Below are 23,147 nucleotides of genomic sequence, written 5' to 3' on the forward strand. Positions count from 1 at the left end.
CACCACGCCAGGACCATTTTTCCGGTTATACGTCCAAACCGCCGGACTGGATACCCGACTTAACCACTCATCGGCGCGATGCGAAATTCCAGTACCGATTCGGTCTCTTCCAGCGTTGCCACCAGCCGGGCGGCACTGGACTCGTCAATTGAACAGAGCACCATTTTATGGCGGCGGACCTGTCTTTCGGCATAGATGCGGTAACTGAAGTCGGCAATGGTGAAACCGTGACTCTCGATGAGTTTGCGGATGACGTCATCGCTGAGTTTCGCCGCCGGGGCGAACTGAACATCGAAGTGATAGAAGGCCTGAGTCGGCACCCGCGACTCAATCCAACGGAACAGGGACAGCACCGTCACCGCCAGCAGCAACGACAGCACCAGGGGATAGTAGAAACCCACACCGGCGAGGATCCCGATGGCGGACGTGATCCAGATGGAAGCGGCAGTGGTCAGCCCGCGAACAGACAGGCCTTCCTTGACGATCACACCCGCACCCAGAAAACCAATACCGGTCATGATGCCCTGCGCCATACGAGTGGGATCGAGCCGAATACCATCCATCGTATCCGGCACCCAATGGGCCTCGTAGACCGTCACCAGCATCAACAGACAGGACGCCAGACTGACCAGCGTGTGCGTACGAAAACCGGCCGGGCGGCCGTGGAACGAGCGCTCATAGCCGATAACCGCGCCGGCAACCAGGGCCGCCAACAGGCGAAGCGCAATTTCCTGATAGTCGCTGCTCAACTGAACGCCTCCATTGCTGCCACGCCTACCCGTTCAGCTTAGCAGAGAAGCAGTACGTCACTTTGCAGGGCTGGTCATATTGCCGCTGCCGGGCTTAGGCTGGGAATGGATTCCCCATGAACCGAAGACAAGGAGAGTGCTATGTATCTTTCCGTCCAGATCAGTCATTACCCACTCCAGGACGAGTACAAAGCCAGCATCAAGCAGGTCATCGAACACCTCCGAAACAGCGGCCTTGAAGTACATCCCAACCGCATGAGCACTCAGGTGTTCGGCGAGTTCGATGAGGTGATGAAGGTGCTGTCCGAGACCATGAAGTGGTCCTTCGAGACTCACGGCAAGGCCGTGTTTACCGCCAACTTCCTGGAGGGAGACCGGCGACCGAAGGACTGACATTAGTCTCGGCCCTGAAGCAGAAAACCGCCACGTCATCGCTTCCAACCCGGCGTCGCTGCCCAACGGGTACCGTCCTTTATCTAGAGACTTGAGTCCAAAGTGTCTGGTTTTGTTTCGATGATGGACGGCGCGAGGCATACACCGGCATCGCTGCACGACTGCACCGTCACAACCAGATCGAGTTGACCGACCGAGACATCCTGAGCATTGGATGGATCCGGGAGTACCGTAATCTGGGTCCCATCGTCATACACCTCGATGGCCTTGCCGGCCAGGACGATATCCGTTGCCCGTCCAGGCGGGTAATGGATGGACATTTCGGCAGGTTTTCCGTCTTGGCGCACCTGCACTGTCGTGGGTATCAGAAAATCCAGCGAGGCGGGCGTCGCGTTAACGTGCCACCCATCCTCGATTTGCAGCGTCAGGACGATACGTTTGCCAGAGGAATCCAAAGTTGCATCGACACTGACTTTGTCGCTGGACTGCATCATGCCGGATGGTTGCGTGACTTTAGGTTTTGCGTCCGTCGGCGGCGTGCTCTGAAAGACAAAAAACACGAGAGCCCCGCCCAGAATCAGCATCAGGACTGAACTGCCCAAAAGATATTTCATTCGGTTCTCCCCTGGTTATTTGGTCCGCGCCCGGCCGCTTCCTGCAATGCTCGGATAAGACTGCTTTCGGAAAAGAGTCCGGTGAAGCGCGCCGTCACCTCGCCATCTCGATCAACCACTGCCGCGAACGGCAAGGCCTGCCCCCCCATGTCCCCAAGGAGCTGTTCACCTCCGGGATTGCTGGATGTGAGATCGACCTGTATGGGTACTACGCCATTTTTCTTCACCACCGCAGCCACCGTCGATGAGGCATACACCGAATGCTCAAGGACTTTACAGTTGATGCACCAGTCCGCCGTAAACTCAATCAAATGGGGCTGATGCTGCTGCACTTTGGCAAGCCGTTTTTCAGAGTATGGCTGCCAGCCAATTCCGTCCCCTTTTGTCGAAGGGTCTCGTGGTGCGGCATAGACCGCCATCACCACCAGGGAAACACCCGTCAGGGTCATCACCACATAACGGCTTGCCCGACTGCCCCTGAGAAAGCGTATGCCTGTCCATAGCATCAACAACGCCAGCCAAAACCACCACAACCCTTCGGATACCGCCTCCGGCACCAGACTGGCGCTGAAAAACACGGCGGCTCCCAGTAAAACGAACGCGAGAAACTCACGCACTGTCCGGGACCAGTCCCCGGCTCGTGGCAATTTTTTCAGCAACGTGGGGTTGAGCATCAACACGACGTAAGGCAACGCCAGTCCGACAGCCATCCCCGAAAATAACCACATAATAACGTGGGGCGGCTGCGTCACAGCGAAGGCCAGAACACCGCCCAGGAAAGGCCCCGCACAGGGTGTGGCCAGTACGGCGCTGAGCAGGCCCGACAAAAAGGCCTCCAGGTGCCGGTGTCCCTGGATCCTGGCAGCAAACTGCGGCACCGGGAGTGGCACATCGAGCCAGGTAATGGCGGCAAAAACCAAAAGCACCACAACCAGCGCGATCAGGAAACCTGTGGATTGGAAGAGGACGCCCCAGCTCCATTGGAGATACGCCGTCAATGCCCCTACCGTCAGGAAGAGCGCCAACGCACCGCCCAGAAAAGCCAAACCGGCAAGCATCCGCTGCCATTGGTGGGTGCCCGATTCCGCCAGGATGGTGCGCACTTTGATCGGAATCGCCGGCAGCACGCAGGGCGTCAGGTTGAGCAGCAACCCTGCGACGACGGCCATGGCCAATTGCCCGACCAAAATCAAATCCGCATCCACACTCACTCAGCTTCCTCAATACCCAAAGCCTCGCCGAGCTGATTCTGGTCCGGCACCCCGGTTATCCCCTGCCATTGCCCATTCCTGTCCTTGAACAGAAGTCCCGGCGTGCCACTGAAACCAAGCGCCGACATCCACTGCCCATGCTGGTCGAGGGCGGCCTGAAGCGTCGCCGAGATACTGTCCTGTGGTTGGACGGGGCCGTTTGGATCGCCAAAATGACTTTCGAACGCCTCCAGAGCCTGCGCCGGTTTATCCGCATTGATAATCGCCGCCGCATACCCGGTGCTCGAGGGTTTCAGAAATCCAACCATGACCCAATGCATTTGCACCTTGCCGTTTTCGACCCAAGCCCGTGTCTGTTTCCAGAAACGGTGGCAAAAGACGCAATTCGGATCGGCAAACACATAGATTTCGGGTTGCCAGGACGCTCCCTCCGTCACCAGGTGCGGATCGTCTTCCAGCTTCCCGGCAACGCCCTTGTAGTCAGGCCCGGGAAGCTGGGTTTGGGCGTACTGGCGGGTCAGATCATTGCCATCCCCATCGATCAGTGATCCCGAAAGAACAAAATCTCCCAGACCGTAGATGATCACTGGCTTTGCTGAATCGCGTTTGACAACATAGCCGGTCACCCCCGGCGCTGGCGTCGAGAAGGAGGTCAGCACGTCCAAATCCATCGATTTAACAAGCTTGGCTACGGCGGGATCTTTAATGTCGGCCTCTTCGGCTGACAGGCCTGCCGAAAAGACGGCAATGAGAGCCATTACGATGATGTGTGAGACAGTTTTAAACATAGACACAGTTCTCGTCGTTAAGAAGTCTTGCCCGTGCATCGAAAACGGCACTATTTCTTTTTCATCGGTGGCATCTTGGAGCAGCAGAACGGCTCGATCTCGGCATTGGCCCTAACGTTATCGTCGGTGGAGCGGTACCAGCCGAGTTTCACACGCTGCCAACCGCTGCGTATAACGTCGCCGCCGTTGTTACGGAGGACGGCGATGACGTCGTCCAGGCACCAGCGGGATGCGTCATACGTGATTTCAACGCGGCCCTTTCGGACGTCGAACTGGATGTAATCAATGTTCGGGTTTTCGATCAGCTCGTTGGCAAGACCGGACAGCCTGTCTTTATCCAGCCCCCTGACTCGAAGCTGGCGCCGAACCAGAAAACCCTGCTGACTGATGGCTTTATGGGGTTTGGGCATTGTGAAACCTCCCTTGTGCCGGTTTGTCCTGCGCGACAAACCTCGCAATTATCTGGGGAGCGCCGCAGGCTCCCCTTGAACATAGCGGCGGACTCTAGGCGGCGAGGCCGGACGTCAGCCGGCCAGATCGCCTGAGCCGCGGCCTCAGTAATCCGTATACTCCCGGTAAACCGAGGATTGGCCGTTGGCGCTGAACGCTACGACGGCGTAGTCCTGCTTGGTTCCCGTCTCCATGCCCGGCGAGCCGGCCACCATCCCGGGAACGGCCAGGCCCACGGTGTTGAAGACGGACTTGTCCCGGTAAGCCAGAATGTCCTCGGCCGGGACGTGCCCTTCGATGACCCGGTCACCCATCACGGCCGTGTGGCAGGATTGCATGGTTTGCGGTACGCCGTACTCGCGCTTCACGTCCATGATGTCCTCGGTGACGTTGTCCTCCACCCGGAACCCGCTCTCCTCGAGATGGGCCACCCAGCCCTTGCAACACCCACAACTGGCCGAGCGGTATACCGTGATGGCGGGTCCGTCAGCGGCCGCGGATGACACCGCCGGGACCGACTCGGAGGTGGCTTCCGGCCGATTGGAGGAATAGGCGGTGGCCCACAGCGCGACGGCCGCGACACCAGCGGCGACGCCAGCCAGACCCAGTTTTTTATTGATCATGAAACACCTCGACTAACAGAAAACAAAAAGTGATGAAAAACCGTGTATCAACCGTTTGCGTTGCGCGATGCCTCATGGGTTCAAACCAGACGCCTCTTGGGGCGCCGGAGATCGCATGGTGACGGAGAGAGACGTCTGTCGAATCCAGCCTCAGAGGCCCGCTCAGGTCGGGCCCATCCGTTTCATCGCGACGGCGAACCGTTGCAACGCATCAACGCGGGGCAAAAATTCAGACGAGTGTTTGGGGAGGGGGTGTCGTGATCGTCAAGTCCGGATTCTGGTAATCGGAACCGGGTTGGGGGAAAACCGATCGAACCGCGAGCTCGGGCGTCGGCAGCTTATGTGAAGGTCCCAGCATGAACAGGACAACGCACTGCCCCATGCTGGCCGGATTGGGGCACACCTTCCCGGCCACCTTGGCGCAGGCGACGCCCTGGTTCGCAGTGCCCGATGCAGCGTGCTGATGAACCACGGACTGGCTCGTTGCCATGGACGCCGCGCCGCAATCCGTCTGACTCGCGCCCGTCGGCAACCCTGTCATCAGAGAGGCAGCAGACGCCGGCCCGCTGAGCAGAAGCAGCAGAGACAGCAAAGCAGCGATGTGGGCACGTAAAGTCACTGGCATCGTTCACCGGACATGGTTGTAAACATCGATGTTTCAGACCGCATGGCTGTCTGCGAGTTCCTGAACCCCATCGATGCGACGATCACAGACTATCATTGCCGGTCCAGCCGTCAATCACCGCGATCATCTTTATCATTGTGATGACGGTGCCCCCGATGCATGAAGACGTGCATCAACGGACAGGCGGCAATCACCAGCCAGGGCAGCGCCCCGATAATCTGGGTTTTATGCTCATCCCACAGGAGAAACACGGCCACCGCCAGCATCAACAGCAGCGGAATCCAGAAACGGAACAGCCCCAGTCTGTGCGTATTCATGGCTATATCCTCGCTCGTCTCAAGCGCAGCGCATTACCGACCACCGACACCGAACTGAATGACATGGCGGCCGCCGCGATCATGGGCGACAGGAGCACCCCAAAGGCCGGATAGAGAATGCCCGCCGCAACCGGCACGCCAATGCCGTTGTAGACAAACGCGAAGAACAGGTTCTGCTTGATGTTGTTCATGGTCATCCGGCTCAGGTGCCGTGCGCGGACAATCCCGAGGAGGTCGCCTTTCACCAAGGTGACACCGGCGCTTTCCATGGCCACGTCGGCGCCGGTCCCCATGGCAATCCCCACCTGGGCCTGGGCCAGCGCGGGGGCATCGTTGATGCCGTCACCCGCCATGGCTACAAAGCGCCCTTCCGCCTGCAGCGATTTGACCTTCTCCGCCTTCTGCTCCGGCAGGACCTCCGCCATGACGTCGTCAATCCCGAGTTTGCCCGCAACGGCCTTCGCGGTCGTAGCGCTGTCCCCGGTCAGCATGACGATGCGAATCCCTTCCTTGTGCAGGCTTTTGATGGCCTCCGCGGTCGTTTCCTTGATGGGATCCGCCACGGCCACAAGGCCGGCCGGTCGCCCGTCGATGGCCACGAACATGGCGGTTTTGCCCTCCGCACGCAGGGATTCCGCGCGCTCCGCCAGGTCGTCACTCTCGATGCCCAATTGAGTCATCAGAGCCTGATTGCCCAGCGCCACAGCCTGCCCGTTGACCTGCCCGGTCACCCCTTTGCCGGTGATGGACTCGAAACCGCTGTAGCTTGACAGCGTGACGTTCCGCGACTCGGCCCCATCCACGATGGCTTCGGCCAGGGGATGTTCGCTGCCCCGTTCGAGCGTTGCCGCCGCCCGCAGGATGTCGTTCTCGTCGAAGCCCTCCAGCGCCACCACGTCCTGCAGCCGCGGGCGACCTTCGGTCAGGGTACCGGTCTTGTCGACAATCAGGGTGTCCACATCACGCAGGGTCTGGATCGACTCGGCGTTCTTGAACAGCACGCCGACCGACGCGCCCTTGCCGCTGGCGACCATGATCGACATCGGCGTCGCCAGACCCAGGGCACAGGGGCAAGCAATGATTAAAACCGCCACCGCATTGATCAGCGCGTAGGCCATGGCGGGCTCCGGCCCCCAGACACCCCAGACGATGAACGTCACCACGGCGGCCAGGACGACGGACGGCACGAAATAGGCCGCCACCACATCGACGAGGTTCTGGATCGGCGCACGACTGCGGCTGGCTTCCGCCACCATCTGCACGATCTGCGACAGCAGCGTCTCCTGCCCCACGCGTTTGGCCTCGATCACCAGGGAACCGGTCCCGTTGATGGTCGCCCCGATCACATCACTGCCGGCGGATTTCTCCACCGGAACCGGCTCGCCCGAGATCATGGATTCGTCCACCGAAGAGCTGCCTTCCAGCACCGTGCCGTCCACCGGCACTTTCTCACCCGGCCGGACCCTGAGATGGTCGCCGGCCTGCACCTGGTCCAGGGGCACGTCGGCCTCATCGCCGTTGGCGTCAATACGCCGGGCGGTCTTGGGCGCCAGTCCCAGCAGGGCCTTGATCGCCGCGTTGGTGGAACTGCGCGCCCGCAACTCCATGACCTGCCCCAGCAGCACCAGCGCGACGATCACCGCCGCGGCTTCGTAGTAGACGGCGACCTGGCCGTTGGCGTCGCGGAACGAAGGCGGAAAAACGCCCGGCAGCAGCGTGGCGACCAGGCTGTAGACGTACGCGACGCCAACACCCAACCCGATCAGCGTGAACATGTTCGGGTTCCAGCCCTTCAGGGAGCGCCAGGCCCGCACGAAAAACGGCCAGCCGCACCACAATACAACCGGCGAGGACAGCGCCATCTCCAGCCAGATCCGGACCCCGTGGGGAATCAGCGCATTCATGTCGAAACCGGGAATCATCTGCCCCATGGCCAACAGCAAGACAATCGGCGCCAGGACGACGGCCACCTTGAAGCGCCGGGTCATGTCCTTGAGTTCCGGGTTTTCCTCGTCTTCGGCGGACACCTGCTTCGGTTCCAGGGCCATGCCGCAAATCGGACATTCACCCGGCTCGTTGCGAACGATCTCCGGATGCATGGGACACGTCCACTCGGTGCGGGTCTGTGGCGCTGCGGGTGCCGTGGGCTCCAGGGCCATTCCGCACTTCGGGCACTCGCCCGGCTCGTCGGACACGACCTCAGGGTGCATCGGGCAGGTGTACGCGGCCTCGTTACGATTCTGATTGGACGATGGCGTGCAATCCACTCTCTTGCCACCATCACCGTATCCAGTTCCATGATGAGACGAATGCATGCCATACTCCTTTATAATGTCGGACACCGATCAATGCTGGCCATCACTCTCGGCGACCAAATCGCGTAAAACACGCGCTACTGGTATGTAATCTGACTTTTCCTGACTCACTGACGATCAAAACAGGGTTATCTGAATTCAAGCTGAATAGAGTCGCTCGTTTTGATCTTTATCATCTTCAGAGAATGGTATCGGCGCCGATCTTAATGCCTACTACTCCGACTCAGCCTCCGAGTGCCATAGATTCCCAGAGATCGCCCGCTCCCATCACCAATGCCCCAGGAAAGTCTGAACCGAAACTGAATTCTCAGTCTCTATTTTCCTCGTTTAATTAAATATTTCAGTTCGGATTCAGATTTGAATGGTCTATTGGGGCTGTCGTTAAACGCCAACAGAAAGGAGCACAGCGATGAAACGACTGACAATAACCTTGTTCTTTATTCTTGTAGCCGGCAACTCCGGTTTCGCATCTGCAAAGTCCGGTGTCGCAGACCGATACAACGAGGCACGCAGCTACCCCTCGGCAGACATCAAGTCAGACTCCGCTAAGACCCTGTGCCAACAACACCGACGCCTTCATGAACAGATGTCGAAAGCCGATCCCGAACAACTCGATCAGCACATGCGTCAGATGAAAGGTGGAAAAGGCTAAATTACGCGCTCAGGTTGCGCCGCAAGATAAACGACGTCTTCTTGCACTGATGGCCGCCGGGGGGTTCCCGTTGCGGCCCTTTTTCATATCTCTAGCTGCCCTGCCACAGCTCCAGTTCCATCGCCGACGACACAGGGCGTTGGCCCGTTAACTAACCAAACCCGGGCGTTGAATTCAGAGTTTTGAATAAAAAAAACCGGACGTCTTAATGACGTCCGGTGCTCGAGCATCTTTCGTGCTACTCAATGGGTATGGCCATCCGAGAAATGATCACTTTCATTTGTGCTTTTCTCTCCCGGAGTCTCCATGTGGGCATGGTGTCCGGAGGGCTCATCCTGTCCGTGATGCCCCGCAGGTCCGTCAGCCGACGTGTCGACAGTTGGCTGCTCGGCGTGGTGGCCTGGCTCGCCGTGCGGCGCCTTCTGTTCCATCATGCTTCTCATATTGCCATGGTCGTGGTCATGGCCATCGTCGGCACCGGCCATAGCCAATTGAACCATTTCCTTATATTCCGCTTCAGACAGCTCAGGCAGTTTTTGAACAAACGCCGTCAGCTCCCACAGGTCTTCATCGGCATGGGTGTTGCCCCAAGCAGGCATACCGGTCATTTTTATCCCATTTTTGATGACCCAGAACTGTTCTGCCGGGCCAAAGTGCCCACCTTCTACAAGCGATGGTGGCATGGGATTCAGCCCCTGCCGAAGAAGCGTATTCTCCTGCCCAGGCTTTAAGTGGCAGGCCGCACAAAGCTGGTCGTAGGCTCGGGCCCCTTGGCGAATCATGTCTTCGCTGGAGAGATCCTGAGGAACGTCGATCTCATCCGCCCGGGCTTGCACCGATTTTTTCATTGTCGTATGCAGCGCCCACTTGCCGAGATCGCTATGCTCCTCAGCCGCCGTCACGTCATAGATGCCACTGTGTATGAAAGCAACCCCACTCAAAGCAAACGCTACCACCACAGCAAGACAGCCAAACAAAATGCGCATATATCCTCCCCTCTGCATAGAAATATTGTGCAAATAAAAAGCGTTTAAACAGACACGTTTGTCGAACACAGCGCATTCAAAAAACGATTTGAGCACCCACAACGGCAAACCAGTCCTCTCCGCTGTCTTCTCCGGCCAGCTTGCGTGTATCGCCGTAGACACGCTCGTTAACAATGCCGATATAAGGAGAAAACAGCCGATCAACCAGGTCGTAGCGCAAACGGGCTCCCAATTCGGTACTGCTCAGTCCCTTGCCTACTCCAATATCGCGATCCTCACTGAAGGCCACAGTCGCATCGAGACCCAAAGACAAAGACAGCCGATTGGTGAACAGCAATTCATACTCCAGATCGAGTTCCGTCGATGCCTTGCCTTTATTGCTGATGTACAGATCGGCATCAATTTCAAACCAGTACGGCGCCAGCCCCGCAATACCTAGCACACCATAGGTTCTGTTCTCGTCTTCTGGAGTGTCGGCACGAACACCCGCTTTCAGATCAAAAAAGTCGGACACCGGTGTCTGCAAAAGAAAGTGGTTTTCCAGCGATTCCAGCGTATTGTCGTCAGCTAGGTATTCCCCTTTCGTTCGCCAGCGGAATTTCAGTTCGTCAGAACCGTAGTAGGCGCTGCCATCCCAGGCTCCCAGCTCTTCATCATCATTGCTGTACCGATACTCAAGCTCTTCGAATTGCACTCCCCAGAAATACTTTGCGGTTTGGAAGTCGCGCTCCTCCGCCGAGACCAGGCCGCTGGCAACCCCACACGTCGCGGCTATAAGATACGGCAACACTCGCAGAGTCATGCATCACCTCCGGTTGCATCCGTGTATACAGCCTGCTGATCGGGCGCGCCTTCAACAATGACTTTCCGGAACATTCCCGAGGCAGCGTGAAACGAAAGGTGGCAGTGAAAAGCCCACTGTCCGGCAGCGTCGACTTCCGTCTCGGTGTAGAGCGTCGTACCCGGTTGTACGCTGACCACGTGTTTTATCGGATTCCATTGTCCTGCATCGACATCGAGGATGGACCACATGCCGTGGAGATGCATAGGGTGGGTCATCATCGTCTCGTTGACGAATTTGAACCGGACCCGTTCGCCGTACTGGAGTCTGATAGGATCGGCGTCTTCGTACTTCACACCATTGATGCTCCAGGAGTAGCGTTCCATGTTGCCGGTCAGGCGCAGCTCAATCTCCCGTGTCGGCTCGCGATCCTTGTAGAGCGGACTCTGGGCACGAAGGTCGGCGTAAGACAGGAATTTGCCGCCGTTGGCGGCTTCCGGTGCCAGACCGCTGCCCGGTGCGTAGAAGGGATCTTGCGGTTTCGCCGACTTGGCTGGAGCACTCTGCTCGGGCGCGACGTGCGTCATTCCGAGCATGCTACTGTGATCCATCCCGGCCATCGCCTGAGTGTTCGACTCGCCCTGTGACGGTTCGCTGGTGGCCGACGTGTCAGCCATGGCGCTGCTGTGGTCCATTCCCGGCATCGGCTCAGTGTGGGCCACACCATGCGACATCTCAGCGTCAGCAGGCCCGTCAGTCATGACTCCCCCATGGTCCATACCCGACATAGTGCTGTGATCCATCTCGCCCGGGTTCATGTCATGCCCCATCCCGGCGTGGTCCATGTCACCGTGATTCATCCCACCCATGCCGGCCATGTCGCTCATGGTCAGCCACGGGGTCTCGCGTAAGCCAGGCACATCGGCCTGCATGCCCTCTCGCGTGGCTAAAGTGCCGCGCGCATATCCGGTGCGGCCCATCGACTCGGCGAATATCGTGTAAGCCCGGTCTTCTCTTGGCCGGACGATGACATCGTAGGTTTCGGCCACGCCGATTCGAAATTCGTCCACAGTCACCGGCTGTACGTTGTTCCCATCGGCCTGCACAACCGTCATTTCCAGCCCGGGAATCCGGATATCGAAGTAGGTCATGGCGGACGAGTTGATAAACCGCAGACGGATACGCTCACCCGGCTGGAACAGCCCGGTCCAGTTCTGGCTGGGGCCCTTACCATTCATCAGCCCGGTAAAGCCCTGAACGTCCTCGATGTCGGCCTTCATCATGCGCATATCGCCCCACATGAGTCGGTCCTTCATCGTGTTCCGGAGGCCGTTGCGGCCGATATCCTCGAAGAAATCGCCCACGGTCAGCTGCTGACGGTTGTAGTAATCCGGCATCATTTTCAGGTTGCGCATGATGCGCTCGGCACTGTGCGGGTGCTTGTCCGTCAGCTGCACCACGTAATCGCGGTCGTAGCGGAACGGCTCGCGGCCCTCGGGCTCGATCGCAATCGCCCCATAGGCACCGTTGGGCTCCTGGAAACCGGAATGGCTGTGGAACCAGTATGTCCCGCTCTGAACGATCGGGAACCGGTAGGTGAAGGTTTCGCCTGGCTGAATCCCGGCATAGCTGATCCCCGGAACACCATCCTGCTCAAAAGGCAGAATCAGGCCGTGCCAGTGGATGGAAGTGCTCACATCCAGGTTATTGGTCACCTGGATCGTGACGTCCTCGCCTTCTTTGAAGCGGAGAACGGGGCCGGGGGAGCGACCGTTGTAGCCGATCCCCTGTTTGACGAAATCGCCGGTATCAATGGTCACCCGGTCGACGGTTAGGCTGTACTCGCCCGCCGTTGCAACGAGCGGGAAAAGTGCCACAATCAATGCACAAAAAGCACGTCGTATTGACGTCATACTTCAGTCTCCGAACCTTCAATGCTTACTGGAAGTCGATCTCGCCGACCATGCCGGCCTGATAGTGACCCGGCACGTTGCAGGCGAACTCGATCATGGCCTGATCGGCGAACTGCCAGACCATTTCACTGGTTTCTCCCGGGGCCAGCAGCAGGCTTCCTGACGTACGGGTCTTCATCGTGTGACCGTTGCCCATATCCATGGAAGCCTGCTCACGATTCAGCACGCCACCAGCAATGATCCCGTGCTCAACCATCATCTGCATCCGGTCCTGTTGGGCATCGTGCATATCGGGAGTGCCCAGACTGAACTGGTGTACCAGTGCTCCGTCATTCCTGAGCCTGAAACGAAGGGTTTCGCCCGGCTCGACGGTGATCTGCTCGGGTTCGAAGTAGTTGTCGTGAAGCACGATGTCGACGGTTCGCGAGAGATTATCTGCCATACCTTCATGACCGACTCCGCCAGCACCGGCATTATGATGTCCGCCATGCTCGTTGCCAGCCGCAGAGGCCGCCGACGCGGCACCATAGAAACCCACCGCCATGACCAACGTCAGGGCCCTAACCCGTTGTTTGCTTTTCATCTGGAAACTCCAAAGAACTTGCCGTTAAGCGGAGGGGGCCGAATGGGCTCCCTGAGGTGGGAATACTCTGCCGCGCCAAACTGAATCCATGCTGAATTTTCCGAAAAGAACATTTTCAGCCAGAATTCAGCTCTAACCGGTAACGTCCCCGACCTTTGTGCGTCACAATCGGAAGCCGAAAGAGCAGGTAAAGCCAATGCGTTTATTGCTGGTAGAAGACGACGACATGCTGGTGGAAAGCCTGATGAAATGGCTGGTCAACGCCGGCTTTGTGGTTGATCGGGTCAATTCGATTGCCCGGGCCCGAACCCTCGGCATTCAGGAAGACTATCGCGTGGCGATTCTGGATATGGGGCTGCCGGACGGCGACGGGCTTCAGGCCCTGCGTTACTGGCGGGAGCATCAACGCGACATGCCGGTGCTCATCCTGACAGCCCGGAGCGCCTGGCAGGACAAGGTCAACGGCCTCAAGGCAGGCGCCGATGACTACCTCGCCAAGCCTTTTCATGTTGAAGAGCTGATCGCGCGCATTCAGGCGCTGGTAAGGCGTTCGGAAGGACGCAGCGAGGCCCATATCCGGGTGGGCGCCTACGCGCTCGACGAAGAGCGCAAGCAGGTACAGACTCCGGACCAGCAGTGGCACGCACTCACCGGGACCGAGTACCGCATGCTGCGCTGTCTGATGAGTCGTCCGGGGCGTGTGCTGTCCAAGGACGAACTGGTCGAGCAGTTATACAGCCTCGACGACGAGCCCGCCCACAACACCATCGAAGCCTATATTCGGCGTTTGCGGAAGATCGTGGGCAAAGAAGCTATCAACACGCAACGCGGCCAGGGGTACACGTTTGATGCGCACTCGCACTAACATCTCCATCAAGGCGACGCTGCTGATCTGGCTGCTGCCCCTGATGGCGGTGTTCATGCTCATCGCCTGGCTCATTCACGGCAGCCTGCTCGACCGCATGACCCAGCGCTTCGTTCATGAACGCCTGCAGCAGGAGGCGTTGTTCCTGGAAAAGCAGATTCGCGAAGCCTACCCCGATCTCGACCCCGCCCTGGCCGCCAGCCCCTACTTCAAGGAGGTGTTCCATCACGCCTTCGCGGTGAAGATGGGGGATCAGGTCTCCGCCTCGCCAGCCAGTCTGACCAGCCCCCTGCGCGCGACGCTGGAGGAACCCAGAACCGGCTTTTTCAATCTCCGCTACGACGCGAGCGGCGCGAAGGGCCCCGGCGAACATGTCATTTACCGGAAAGCATTTTCCATTGACGGGCAGCCCGTCGTGCTGGCCGTAGCCGAAGATCTGGGCGCACTGGCGCGCAGCCAGTTTGAGCTGCATCTGTGGACCGCGTTCGTGGCGCTGGGTCTGCTAGGGCTCCTGATCGCCATGGTCTGGCTCGCGGTCAATCTGGCCCTGCGTCCGGTCCGGCATCTGCAGCACTCCCTGGAAGAGCTGCAGACGGGGAAACGGTCACGACTGGACCTGAACGCGCCCCGGGAATTCATACCGCTGACATCCCAACTGAATACATTGCTGGATCAATCGGACCGGCGACTGAAACGGTCCCGCCAGTCACTGGCCAACCTGTCCCACAGCATCAAGACGCCACTGGCGGCGATCCAGCAGGCCCTTGAAGACACCAGCACCAATCTGGATGCGAATTACCGGCACCGCCTGGCCACACGACTCCTGGACATTGACCACCAGCTCGAATCCGAAATGCGGCGAAGTCAGTTTGCAGGACCTCAGGTTGGCCAGTTCGCCCTGCCGGTTCAGCAAGCCCGCGATCTACTGTGGATGATTGGTCGCTTGTACCCGCATCTGAGCTTTGAACTACGTACGGAACTGAATGAGGACTTTACCTGGCCCGTCGAGGAAAACGACCTCAACGAAATCATGGGTAACCTGGTGGATAATGCTGGAAAATGGGCCAAATCGTGCGTGGATCTATCCATTATTCGCTCCAGTGAATCCCTCCAGATCACTGTTCGGGACGATGGCCACGGTGTGCCGGACAACGAGCTGGAAACTCTGGGGACGCGCGGCCTGAGGCTCGACGAGCAAAAGCCGGGACATGGCCTTGGGCTGGCCATCGTGCGGGATCTGATCACGCGCTACAGTGGCGATATCACCTTCGAAAACGGTCGCCGCGGTGGACTGACGGTGACCATCGTGCTGCGGGCGCCAGGGACGGGTTACGAAACAGCGGGGACGACAAAGCCGGCGGCCTGAATTCAGGGGGGCGAGACCGCCCGGTAGCGCCGCTCGGGCCGCCCCACCGTGCCGTAATTCACCTCGGCGGTGAGTTCGTCCGCACTGACCAGGTACTCCAGGTAACGACGGGCGGTGGTGCGGGACGCGCCAATCTCCTGGCCCACCGCTTCGGCGCTCCAGTCACCGGGTGCGCGCACCACGTCGCGGATCTTGTCGAGGGTGAGTGGATCGATGCCCTTGGGCAGTCGGGAGGGGTTGGCCGGTTCCGGCTCGGCGGGATGACGTGGCAGGAGCGCGTCCACCTCTTTCTGGGCGACGTCACCCAGGCTGTCGAGCGTGCTCAGGTGTTGCTGGTAACGCTGCAGGGCCGCCTGCAGGCGCTCGAACACCAGCGGTTTGAGAATGTAGTCGAAGACGCCACCGCGCAGGGCGCTGCGCAGGGTATCCACTTCCCGCGCGGCGGTGATCAGGATGACGTCGGAGGGGCTGTCGCCAGCCCGCAATTCCCGTAGAAGCTCCAGGCCCGTACCATCCGGGAAGTAGACGTCCAGCAACACCAGATCCGGTTGCAGCACGTCGATCTGGTCCCGTGCATCGGCCAGTGTGTGGGCGATGCCCGTCAGTTCGACAAAGTCGATGCGCTCTATGAAGCGGCGCTGGATTTCGGCGATCTGGCGATCGTCTTCCACGATCATCAATCGAATGGTTCTCACTGCGTGACCCCTTCGGTCTGAACCGGCGTTTTCGACAGATACAGTGTAAACCGGCTGCCGTTCGGCTGCAGGGGCTCCACCGTCACCGAGCCTCCCCAACGATCCACGAACTGCTTGACCAGATACAGGCCGATACCGTGATCGCCCTCGGCCTTGCTGCTGACGCCCCGCTCGAAGATCCGCTCGCGTTCGGCTTCCGGAATGCCCGGGCCCTGATCCTCCACCTCAAAAATCAGGTCGTGCCCCAGATCGGTCATACTCAGATGCACCACGCCGCCCTCGCCGCTCTGTTGGCGCGTGGCTTCCAGGGCGTTGTCGATCAGGTTGCCCAGCACGCTGACCAGCTGATCCCGGGGCAACTGCGGCGGCAGGTCGGCCATCTCGCTGTCCGGATCGATGACCAGTTGCAGGCCCATCTCGCGGGCCCGGTTGTATTTGCCCAGCAGACACCCGGCCAGTACCGGATCCGGCACCGCCTCCAACAGCAGATGGATCAGCGCCTGATGGTCGCTCACTTCGCTGCCGATCAACGCCAGCGCCTGTTCGTTGGCACCGATCTGGATCAGCCCGGCAATGGTGTGCAGTTTGTTGGAGTACTCGTGGGTCTGGCTGCGCAGCGTATCGGCATACTGCTGGATGCGGGTCAGCTGACGGCTTACCTGGTCCAGCTCGTCCCGCAGGCGGAAACTGGCCACCACGCCGATGATGGTGTCGCCCTGCTTGACCGGCAGGCGGTTGGCGATCATTTGCCGGCCATGCAGCCACACCTCCCGGTCGAAGGCCGGTTCGCCGGTTTCCAGCACCGACATCAGGTTGTTCTCCGGCAGCACTTCGCTGATGGGTCGCCCGGCCAGGCGCGTATCCGGCTCCAGCCCCAGGGTCTTGATGGCGGTGCGGTTGAAGGTGGTGATCACCCCGTCACGGTTGATCGCAATAATCCCCTCACGGACGGACTGCAGGGTGGCGTCCCGCTCCTGGAACAAGGCCGCGATTTCCTCCGGCTCCAGACCGAAAATGGCCTTCTTGAAGCGACCGGCAATGAGGATGGCCGCCAGCACACTGCCCAGCAGCATCAGCCCCATCACCAGATAGAGCACCATGTTATAGCGCTGGATGGTGGAGAAGACCTGATCCAGGGAATAGCCGACGGACACGATACCGATGATCTCGCCGTTACTGATATCGATGATCGGCGCCTTGCCCCGCATCGACAGCCCCAGGCTGCCGTGGGCCTTGGCGACGTAACCTTCGCCGTACTTGAGTGCGCGGGTTCCCAAATCACCGTCGTCGTCCGCCATTGAATGGCCGATACGGGCCGGATCCGGGTGAGCCAGGCGGATCGCATGGCGGTCGCCAATGACGATAAACAGCGCCTCGTTGGTGTCGGCCACCCGCTGACTCAGGGCCATCAGCGCATCGGTATCCCGCTGCTTCACACCCTCGATTACGGCGGGCATGGCCGCCACCGTCTTGGCCACCATCAGGGCCCGTTGGCCGATCTGTTCGTAGAGGGATTCACTCAGGTAATACCCGGCAAAACCACCGATCAGACCGGTCTGCAGGGCGCTGACCAGCCCCAGGATGATGATCATCCGGGTCTTGAGTTTGAGCTTGCGATAGGCAAACGGCATGTCGGACGGCGTGTTCGGTTTCTTGTCGTTGGTATTGAGGAGAATCTCCCGCGTTCCAGCCGTTCAGGTTACGTCACGTGGGCGTTTTTTTCCCGTGAACATTATGAACAAAACGTCCTTTAATGATTTTAAACGCATTACGTCCACAAACTTTTGCTATCTGCGGTCACTACCTACTCTAGTTATGGGGAGCCTCTAAACGACCCCTGAATCACCCCTGGCGTTGAACGCCCTCAAGGGCGCGCGCTAAACGCTGCATCTGCCGCGTTGCGGCTCTTGCCAAGGGCTACGGCCATTGGCGGCGAGCCATGCCTTGCATCTACAACGTATAGCGCGCGCAGGGGAGATTCAGGAATCATTCAGAGGCTCCTTGAGCCGTCCATCTTTGCCAGTCGGCAATTTAGGGAGCTGCTCCCGGACGGCCACAAAAACAAACAGAGGTGACCAAAATGCTATTCAAACGATGCCTGTCATTCGTGGCCATGGCCACGTTCAGTCTGTCTGCCCTTGCCTGGGAACCCACCGGAAAAGTTGAATGTATCGCCCCCTCGGATCCGGGCGGCGGCTGGGATTTCACCTGCCGTAGCGTTGGCAATGTCCTCCAGGACCTTGACCTGGTTCCCGGAACCGTCCAGACCACCAACATGGCCGGTGCCGGCGGTGGCGTCGCTTTCGCCCACACCATCAGTAAGCGCAATGAAGACAATACGCTGCTGGTAGCCGCTTCCACAGCCACCACGACCCGTCTGGCCCAGAAGCAATTCCCCGGCATGAATGCCGACATGGTGACCTGGGTGGGCGCACTGGGTGCCGACTACGGGGTCATTGCCGTGGGTAAGGACTCCAAATACCAGGATCTGAAGCAGTTGATGGCCGCGGTCAAGGAGAACCCGCGCTCGGTGAAGTTTGCCGGCGGCAGCGCCCGCGGCGGCTGGGACCATCTTAAAGTCCTGATCACCGCCAAGGCGGCCGGTGCGGACAAGCTGCCATCGATCCCCTACCTGTCGTACAACAATGGCGGCGAAGCCCTGACCCAGGTGGTCGGTGGCCAGGTCGATGCGTTTACCGGCGACATCTCCGAAGCGACCGGTTTCCTGAAGTCCGGCGACATCCGCATCCTGGCCGTCCTTGCAGACGAACGCCTGCCCGGCGATCTGGGTGACATCCCCACCGCCAAGGAACAGGGCATCGACGCGGTGGGTCCCAACTGGCGCGGCTTCTATATGCCGAAAGGCGCTTCCGACGAGGCCAAGGCCTACTGGACCGACGCCATCAACACGGTCTATGACAGTGACGAGTGGAAGAAGGTCATGAAGCAGAACGGCCTGATTCCGTTCCACCCGCCGGCTGGCGAGTTCGATGCCTTCGTCCACAAGCAGGTGAAGGACATCGCGGACCTCTCTCGTGAAATAGGTTTGCTGAAATGACAGCCCGCGGAGACCGGATTCTCGGTCTCGGGCTGTTCGTCCTGGCAGTCGCCTACGGCTGGGGTGCCCAACAGTGGCCCGAGCCGTTCGGCGGCGCCGAGACCGTCGGCCCGGAGACTTTCCCCACGTTGCTGTCTGTCGTGCTTGCATTGTCCAGCGTCTACCTGATCGTCAAGCCGGATCCTGATGCGCACTGGCCGGTGGGCCGCACGGCCGCAGAAATCCTGCTGGCCATTGCCATCCTGGTGGTTTACGCCTTTTTGCTCGAACCGCTGGGCTTTGTGATCTCCACCACGCTCGCCGTCGGCGCCTTGTGCTGGCGCATGGGGGCCAAACCGGTGCGGTCGCTGTTGATCGGACTGATCGCCGCCGTGGTGGTGTTCTTCCTGTTTAACTACGGGTTGGAACTGAGTCTGCCGGGCGGACTCCTGGAGTTCGAATAATGGAAACCCTTCAGTTTCTGATGGACGGCTTTGCCGTCGCCCTGACCCCGACCAACCTGATGTTTGCGCTTTTCGGCGCGTTCATTGGCACGCTGATCGGCGCCCTGCCCGGTCTCGGTCCCGCTAACGGTGTGGCCATTCTGATTCCGCTGGCCTTTACCCTGGGCCTGCCGCCGGAAACCGCGATGATCCTGCTGACGTCCGTCTATGCCGGCGCCATGTACGGCGGTCGTATTTCGTCGATCCTGCTCAACATTCCGGGCGACGAACCGGCCATGATGACCTGCCTGGACGGCTACCCCATGGCCCAGAAAGGCAAAGCTGCCGAAGCCCTGGCCATGTCGGCGATCGCCTCCTTTGCCGGCAGCCTGATCGGCACCATTGGCCTGATCCTGCTGGCTCCGGCCCTGGCCAAATTCGCGCTGACCTTCGGTCCGGCGGAATACTTCGCCCTGTTCATGCTGGCTTTCGCCACCCTCGGCGGCATTACCGGCAAGAACCCGATGAAGACCGTCATTGCCGCCGTCATCGGTCTGATGATCTCCACAGTGGGCATCGACATTGCCACCGGAACACAGCGCTACACCTTCGGCATCCTCAAGCTGTACGAAGGCATTGATTTTATCCTCGCCATCGTTGGGCTGTTTGCCATCTCCGAGTTGCTGTTCTTCATCGAAGAGCGGGCCGGCGCAGGCCGCAAGATGATCAAAGTGGGCAAACTGATGCTGCGGCCGAAGGAGATCATCGCGGCTATTCCGACCATGTTCCGCGGCGGGGTGCTGGGTTTTATCGCCGGTGTGCTACCGGGTGCGGGTGCGTCGTTGGGAAGCTTTATCAGCTACACGCTCGAGAAGCAGTACCTGGGCAAGAAAAGCCACTTCGGTGAGGGCGATCCGCGCGGCGTCGCAGCCCCCGAAGCGGGCAACAACGGCGCCTCTTCCGGTGCCCTGGTGCCCATGCTGACCCTCGGCGTACCGGGCAGCGGCACCACCGCCGTGCTGCTGGCGATGCTGATTTCCCTGAATGTGACACCCGGCCCGCTGATGTTTACGCAGAATGCGGACATCGTCTGGGGCGTGATCGCTGCCCTGTTGATCGGCAACGTGATCCTGCTGCTGCTGAACATTCCGATGGTGGGCTTCTTCGTGAAGCTGCTGTCGGTGCCGCCGATGTACCTGCTGCCGATGGTCACCATGGTGGCGTTCGTGGGCATCTATTCCATCAGCCACAGCACGTTTGACCTCTACTTCATGATCGCCTTCGGCGTGGCCGGCTACATCCTGCGCAAGCTGGAGATCCCGATGGTGCCCATCATCCTGGGCATGCTGTTGGGTCCGGAAATGGAGAAGAACCTGGGCCATGCCCTGGTCATCTCCGACGGTGACTGGAGCATTCTGTGGGCCAGCCCGCTGGCGCTGGCTCTGTGGATCGTCGCCGGCCTGGGGCTGATCCTGCCCTATATCGTCGGCCCGCTGCTGCGCAAACGCATGCGCGCGGCCATCAAGGAGGAACCGACCTCCGACTAGTTTTGTGGTGTGCTCTCTACTGATGATCTGTCATCGGTGCTTTGGGGTGTCCTGCCTGTCGGACACCCCTTTTTTGTGTCTGCCCCCTCCGATCATGCCCTTTTCGAAAGAGCGATCGTCACGTCTCGTATCTTTGTTTTCAGAGGCACTGCTCCGTACGTCACATCTGTGTGCCTGCTGTAAAATTTTGTACAAACGTCATCTTTTATTTGTCGTTATCACATACATACGACTAGTCTCTGCAATGGGATTCTGAAAACCCGTGGAGGGGCTCGCGCCATGTTTGGCATCAAGGTTCTCGATAAAAAGGAAAACGAGAAAATCAAAGAACGTCTGGATTGGCAGGACCGTTATATCCAGGCGATCAAGGACAGCAACGCCGTCATCGAATTCACCCCGGACGGCATTATCGTGGACGTCAATGACCGTTTTCTCGATGTCGTCGGCTACAGCCGTGAAGAGATTGTCGGCCGGCATCATTCCATGTTTTGCGACAAGGACTACGCCCAAAGCCAGGCCTATCGGAAGTTCTGGGACGCGCTGCGCAAAGGCGAGGCCCAGAGCGGTGAATTCCGCCGCATCGGCAAATCCGGTGACAAGGTCTGGCTGCACGCCAACTACTTTCCGGTGACCCAGAATGGCGAAACCATCCGGGTCGTGAAGTTTGCGGCCGATATCAGTAAAACCGCCAACAAACGCCATGAAGACAGCGCTGTGTTCAGTGCGTTGAATCGCTCGCTGGCCGTCATCGAGTTCTCGCCGGACGGGCGCGTCCTCGGTGCGAACGACAACTTCCTCGCTGCCACCGGCTATTCCCTGGCCGAAATCAAAGGCCAGCATCACCGGATGTTCTGCTACGAGGATTTCTACCGGGAAAATCCGGATTTCTGGAAGCAACTGGCGGCCGGTCGATTCCGCAGCGGCCAGTTCCTGCGAAAGCACCGCAGTGGCCGGGATATCTGGCTTGAAGCCACGTACAACCCGGTGGAAGACGTGGATGGCAAGGTCATCAAGGTGATCAAGTTCGCGACGGACATCACCGACAAGGTCGCGCAGACCGAATCCCTCAAGGAAATCGCCAAGGCGGTCACCGAGGCGGCCGAACTGACTATTGAACGTGCGGATTCCGGGTCCAAAGTCCTGCAGGCGGCGGTCCAGGCCACAGGACAGATCTCGACCGCGGTGAGCGAATCCTCATCGCTGGCCCAGCAGTTGATGGCCCAATCCCGGAACATTACCGACATCGTCAGCACCATCAGCGGTATTGCGGAACAGACCAACCTGCTGGCCCTCAACGCCGCCATCGAAGCCGCCCGGGCCGGCGAGCAGGGTCGCGGTTTCGCGGTGGTGGCTGACGAGGTGCGCCAACTGGCCGCCCGGGCTCAGCAATCCACGGTCCAGATTAGCGGCCTGGTGGACACCAACCACAAACTGGTTCAACAGATGACCAGTCAGATGGATGCTGCCAACGATCACGCCCAGACCGGCGCCGAACGGGTCCAGGAAGCCTCTGGAGCTTTCGATGACGTCCGGGACAGTGCCACGTCGTTGTCGCGGATTATCAATGACGGGAATCGGTAGCTACCGGTTCCCTTCAAGCCAGGAACACACCTCAGCCGCGTGATCCGCCGGTGGGAACACCGGATAGAACACTTTGGTGATTTTGCCCTTTTCGATGATCAGGGTCAGGCGCTTGATCAATACGTTGCCCTGGAATTCGAATGTGGGTAGCCGCAGGGCTTGTGCCAGTTTCAGGTCGCTGTCGCTGAGGAGTTCAAAGCCCAGCTTCAGGCGATCCGTGGCTTCCTTCTGCTCTTCCAGGGATTGCGTGCTGATGCCGAATACCGTCGCACCCAGCGCGTGCATTTCCGTCAGGTGATCGCGAAAGCCGCAGGCTTCCGGAGTGCACCCCTTGGCGCCCGGGATATCCGCCCACTCCGGTGCCGTGGGCTGGGCCGGGTTGCCGATGCGCGGGTAGAAATAGGCGACGAGGGTCCCTGTCTGGGCCGACAGATCCACGGTCTCCCCGGAGACACCCGGCAAGGCTACCGATGGCAACGCCTTGCTCCGTAAATGATCGCAGGCGCCGTCGTCCTGCGGCACGGGCAGCGTTTCTTCTGTGTTGTCTTTTGTACTCATCACCCACTCCCATTCCAAATAACGAAAAACCCGGCACGAAGCCGGGTTTCTCAGG

23 protein-coding genes are annotated in these 23,147 nt (G+C 59.5%); 8 read left to right on the forward strand and 15 right to left on the reverse strand.

Annotation, left to right across the window (positions count from 1 at the left end):
* Nucleotides 1-59 precede the first annotated feature (59 nt).
* Nucleotides 60-749: an MgtC/SapB family protein gene (locus tag EB809_RS08105; RefSeq protein ID WP_123634311.1), complete on the reverse strand. Its 690-nt coding sequence runs from the start codon at nucleotides 747-749 to the stop codon at nucleotides 60-62.
* A 141-nt stretch (nucleotides 750-890) separates the two neighbouring features.
* Here EB809_RS08105 and EB809_RS08110 point away from each other — a divergent pair, with 141 nt between their 5' ends.
* A complete protein-coding gene (locus EB809_RS08110) occupies nucleotides 891-1,142 on the forward strand; it encodes a YkoF family thiamine/hydroxymethylpyrimidine-binding protein (protein WP_123634312.1) in 252 nt (83 codons plus the stop codon).
* 83 nt (nucleotides 1,143-1,225) lie between these two features.
* Here the strand turns inward: EB809_RS08110 and EB809_RS08115 are convergent, their stop codons facing one another.
* From EB809_RS08115 to EB809_RS08145, 7 genes are all read right to left on the reverse strand, one after another.
* On the reverse strand, nucleotides 1,226-1,756 hold the full coding sequence (locus EB809_RS08115) for a protein-disulfide reductase DsbD domain-containing protein (RefSeq protein WP_123634313.1): 531 nt from the start codon (nucleotides 1,754-1,756) through the stop codon (nucleotides 1,226-1,228).
* Complete coding sequence (locus tag EB809_RS08120; protein ID WP_223807871.1) at nucleotides 1,753-2,967, reverse strand: protein-disulfide reductase DsbD family protein; 1,215 nt, start codon at nucleotides 2,965-2,967, stop codon at nucleotides 1,753-1,755. The genes EB809_RS08115 and EB809_RS08120 overlap by 4 nt, the downstream gene beginning before the upstream one ends.
* Entirely contained in the window at nucleotides 2,964-3,755 is a 792-nt protein-coding gene (gene dsbG / locus EB809_RS08125; protein ID WP_123634314.1) for a thiol:disulfide interchange protein DsbG, read from the reverse strand. The genes EB809_RS08120 and dsbG overlap by 4 nt, the downstream gene beginning before the upstream one ends.
* A 50-nt stretch (nucleotides 3,756-3,805) precedes the next feature.
* Nucleotides 3,806-4,165, reverse strand: coding sequence for a hypothetical protein (locus tag EB809_RS08130; RefSeq protein WP_123634315.1), 360 nt, complete (start codon nucleotides 4,163-4,165; stop codon nucleotides 3,806-3,808).
* 144 nt (nucleotides 4,166-4,309) lie between these two features.
* Entirely contained in the window at nucleotides 4,310-4,828 is a 519-nt protein-coding gene (locus EB809_RS08135; RefSeq protein ID WP_123634316.1) for a DUF411 domain-containing protein, read from the reverse strand.
* Nucleotides 4,829-5,563: 735 nt separating this feature from the next.
* Nucleotides 5,564-5,770, reverse strand: a complete 207-nt coding sequence (locus tag EB809_RS08140) for a DUF2933 domain-containing protein (RefSeq protein WP_123634317.1) — start codon at nucleotides 5,768-5,770, stop codon at nucleotides 5,564-5,566.
* Nucleotides 5,771-5,772: 2 nt separating this feature from the next.
* Entirely contained in the window at nucleotides 5,773-8,085 is a 2,313-nt protein-coding gene (locus EB809_RS08145; RefSeq protein ID WP_223807872.1) for a copper-transporting P-type ATPase, read from the reverse strand.
* A 409-nt stretch (nucleotides 8,086-8,494) separates the two neighbouring features.
* Here EB809_RS08145 and EB809_RS08150 point away from each other — a divergent pair, with 409 nt between their 5' ends.
* Nucleotides 8,495-8,737 carry a hypothetical protein gene (locus EB809_RS08150; protein WP_123634318.1) on the forward strand — a complete coding sequence of 81 codons (243 nt, stop codon included), beginning with the start codon at nucleotides 8,495-8,497 and terminating at the stop codon, nucleotides 8,735-8,737.
* Between the two features lie 242 nt (nucleotides 8,738-8,979).
* Here the strand turns inward: EB809_RS08150 and EB809_RS08155 are convergent, their stop codons facing one another.
* From EB809_RS08155 to EB809_RS08170, 4 genes are read right to left on the reverse strand one after another with little or no spacing between them, the layout of a single operon-like run.
* A complete protein-coding gene (locus EB809_RS08155; protein ID WP_223807873.1) occupies nucleotides 8,980-9,831 on the reverse strand; it encodes a c-type cytochrome in 852 nt (283 codons plus the stop codon).
* Nucleotides 9,800-10,525 carry a copper resistance protein B gene (locus EB809_RS08160; RefSeq protein ID WP_123634319.1) on the reverse strand — a complete coding sequence of 242 codons (726 nt, stop codon included), beginning with the start codon at nucleotides 10,523-10,525 and terminating at the stop codon, nucleotides 9,800-9,802. Before EB809_RS08160 ends, EB809_RS08155 begins: the two co-directional genes overlap by 32 nt.
* Nucleotides 10,522-12,417, reverse strand: coding sequence for a copper resistance system multicopper oxidase (locus EB809_RS08165; RefSeq protein WP_123634320.1), 1,896 nt, complete (start codon nucleotides 12,415-12,417; stop codon nucleotides 10,522-10,524). The genes EB809_RS08160 and EB809_RS08165 overlap by 4 nt, the downstream gene beginning before the upstream one ends.
* 25 nt (nucleotides 12,418-12,442) lie before the next feature.
* Entirely contained in the window at nucleotides 12,443-13,000 is a 558-nt protein-coding gene (locus EB809_RS08170) for a plastocyanin/azurin family copper-binding protein (protein ID WP_223807874.1), read from the reverse strand.
* A 196-nt stretch (nucleotides 13,001-13,196) separates the two neighbouring features.
* Here EB809_RS08170 and EB809_RS08175 point away from each other — a divergent pair, with 196 nt between their 5' ends.
* Nucleotides 13,197-13,865 carry a response regulator gene (locus EB809_RS08175; protein WP_123634321.1) on the forward strand — a complete coding sequence of 223 codons (669 nt, stop codon included), beginning with the start codon at nucleotides 13,197-13,199 and terminating at the stop codon, nucleotides 13,863-13,865.
* Entirely contained in the window at nucleotides 13,849-15,231 is a 1,383-nt protein-coding gene (locus tag EB809_RS08180) for an ATP-binding protein (protein ID WP_123634322.1), read from the forward strand. Before EB809_RS08175 ends, EB809_RS08180 begins: the two co-directional genes overlap by 17 nt.
* 2 nt (nucleotides 15,232-15,233) lie before the next feature.
* On the opposite strand, the gene EB809_RS08185 is transcribed toward EB809_RS08180, so the two are convergent.
* A complete protein-coding gene (locus tag EB809_RS08185) occupies nucleotides 15,234-15,926 on the reverse strand; it encodes a response regulator (RefSeq protein ID WP_123634323.1) in 693 nt (230 codons plus the stop codon).
* A complete protein-coding gene (locus tag EB809_RS08190; RefSeq protein WP_223807875.1) occupies nucleotides 15,923-17,557 on the reverse strand; it encodes a sensor histidine kinase in 1,635 nt (544 codons plus the stop codon). The genes EB809_RS08185 and EB809_RS08190 overlap by 4 nt, the downstream gene beginning before the upstream one ends.
* 449 nt (nucleotides 17,558-18,006) lie before the next feature.
* Between EB809_RS08190 and EB809_RS08195 the strand changes: the two genes are divergently transcribed.
* From EB809_RS08195 to EB809_RS21240, 4 genes are all read left to right on the forward strand, one after another.
* Complete coding sequence (locus EB809_RS08195; protein ID WP_123634324.1) at nucleotides 18,007-18,984, forward strand: Bug family tripartite tricarboxylate transporter substrate binding protein; 978 nt, start codon at nucleotides 18,007-18,009, stop codon at nucleotides 18,982-18,984.
* Nucleotides 18,981-19,427 (forward strand): tripartite tricarboxylate transporter TctB family protein, encoded by a 447-nt coding sequence (locus EB809_RS08200; protein WP_123634325.1) that lies wholly within the window; start codon nucleotides 18,981-18,983, stop codon nucleotides 19,425-19,427. The genes EB809_RS08195 and EB809_RS08200 overlap by 4 nt, the downstream gene beginning before the upstream one ends.
* A complete protein-coding gene (locus EB809_RS08205) occupies nucleotides 19,427-20,953 on the forward strand; it encodes a tripartite tricarboxylate transporter permease (protein WP_123634326.1) in 1,527 nt (508 codons plus the stop codon). Before EB809_RS08200 ends, EB809_RS08205 begins: the two co-directional genes overlap by 1 nt.
* 279 nt (nucleotides 20,954-21,232) lie before the next feature.
* On the forward strand, nucleotides 21,233-22,534 hold the full coding sequence (locus EB809_RS21240; RefSeq protein WP_123634327.1) for a methyl-accepting chemotaxis protein: 1,302 nt from the start codon (nucleotides 21,233-21,235) through the stop codon (nucleotides 22,532-22,534).
* Here the strand turns inward: EB809_RS21240 and EB809_RS08215 are convergent, their stop codons facing one another.
* A complete protein-coding gene (locus EB809_RS08215) occupies nucleotides 22,535-23,092 on the reverse strand; it encodes a peroxiredoxin (RefSeq protein WP_123634328.1) in 558 nt (185 codons plus the stop codon).
* Between the last annotated feature and the right edge of the window lie 55 nt (nucleotides 23,093-23,147).

It is taken from the genome of Marinobacter sp. R17, from assembly GCF_003789045.1.
Lineage (GTDB): Bacteria > Pseudomonadota > Gammaproteobacteria > Pseudomonadales > Oleiphilaceae > Marinobacter_A > Marinobacter_A mangrovi.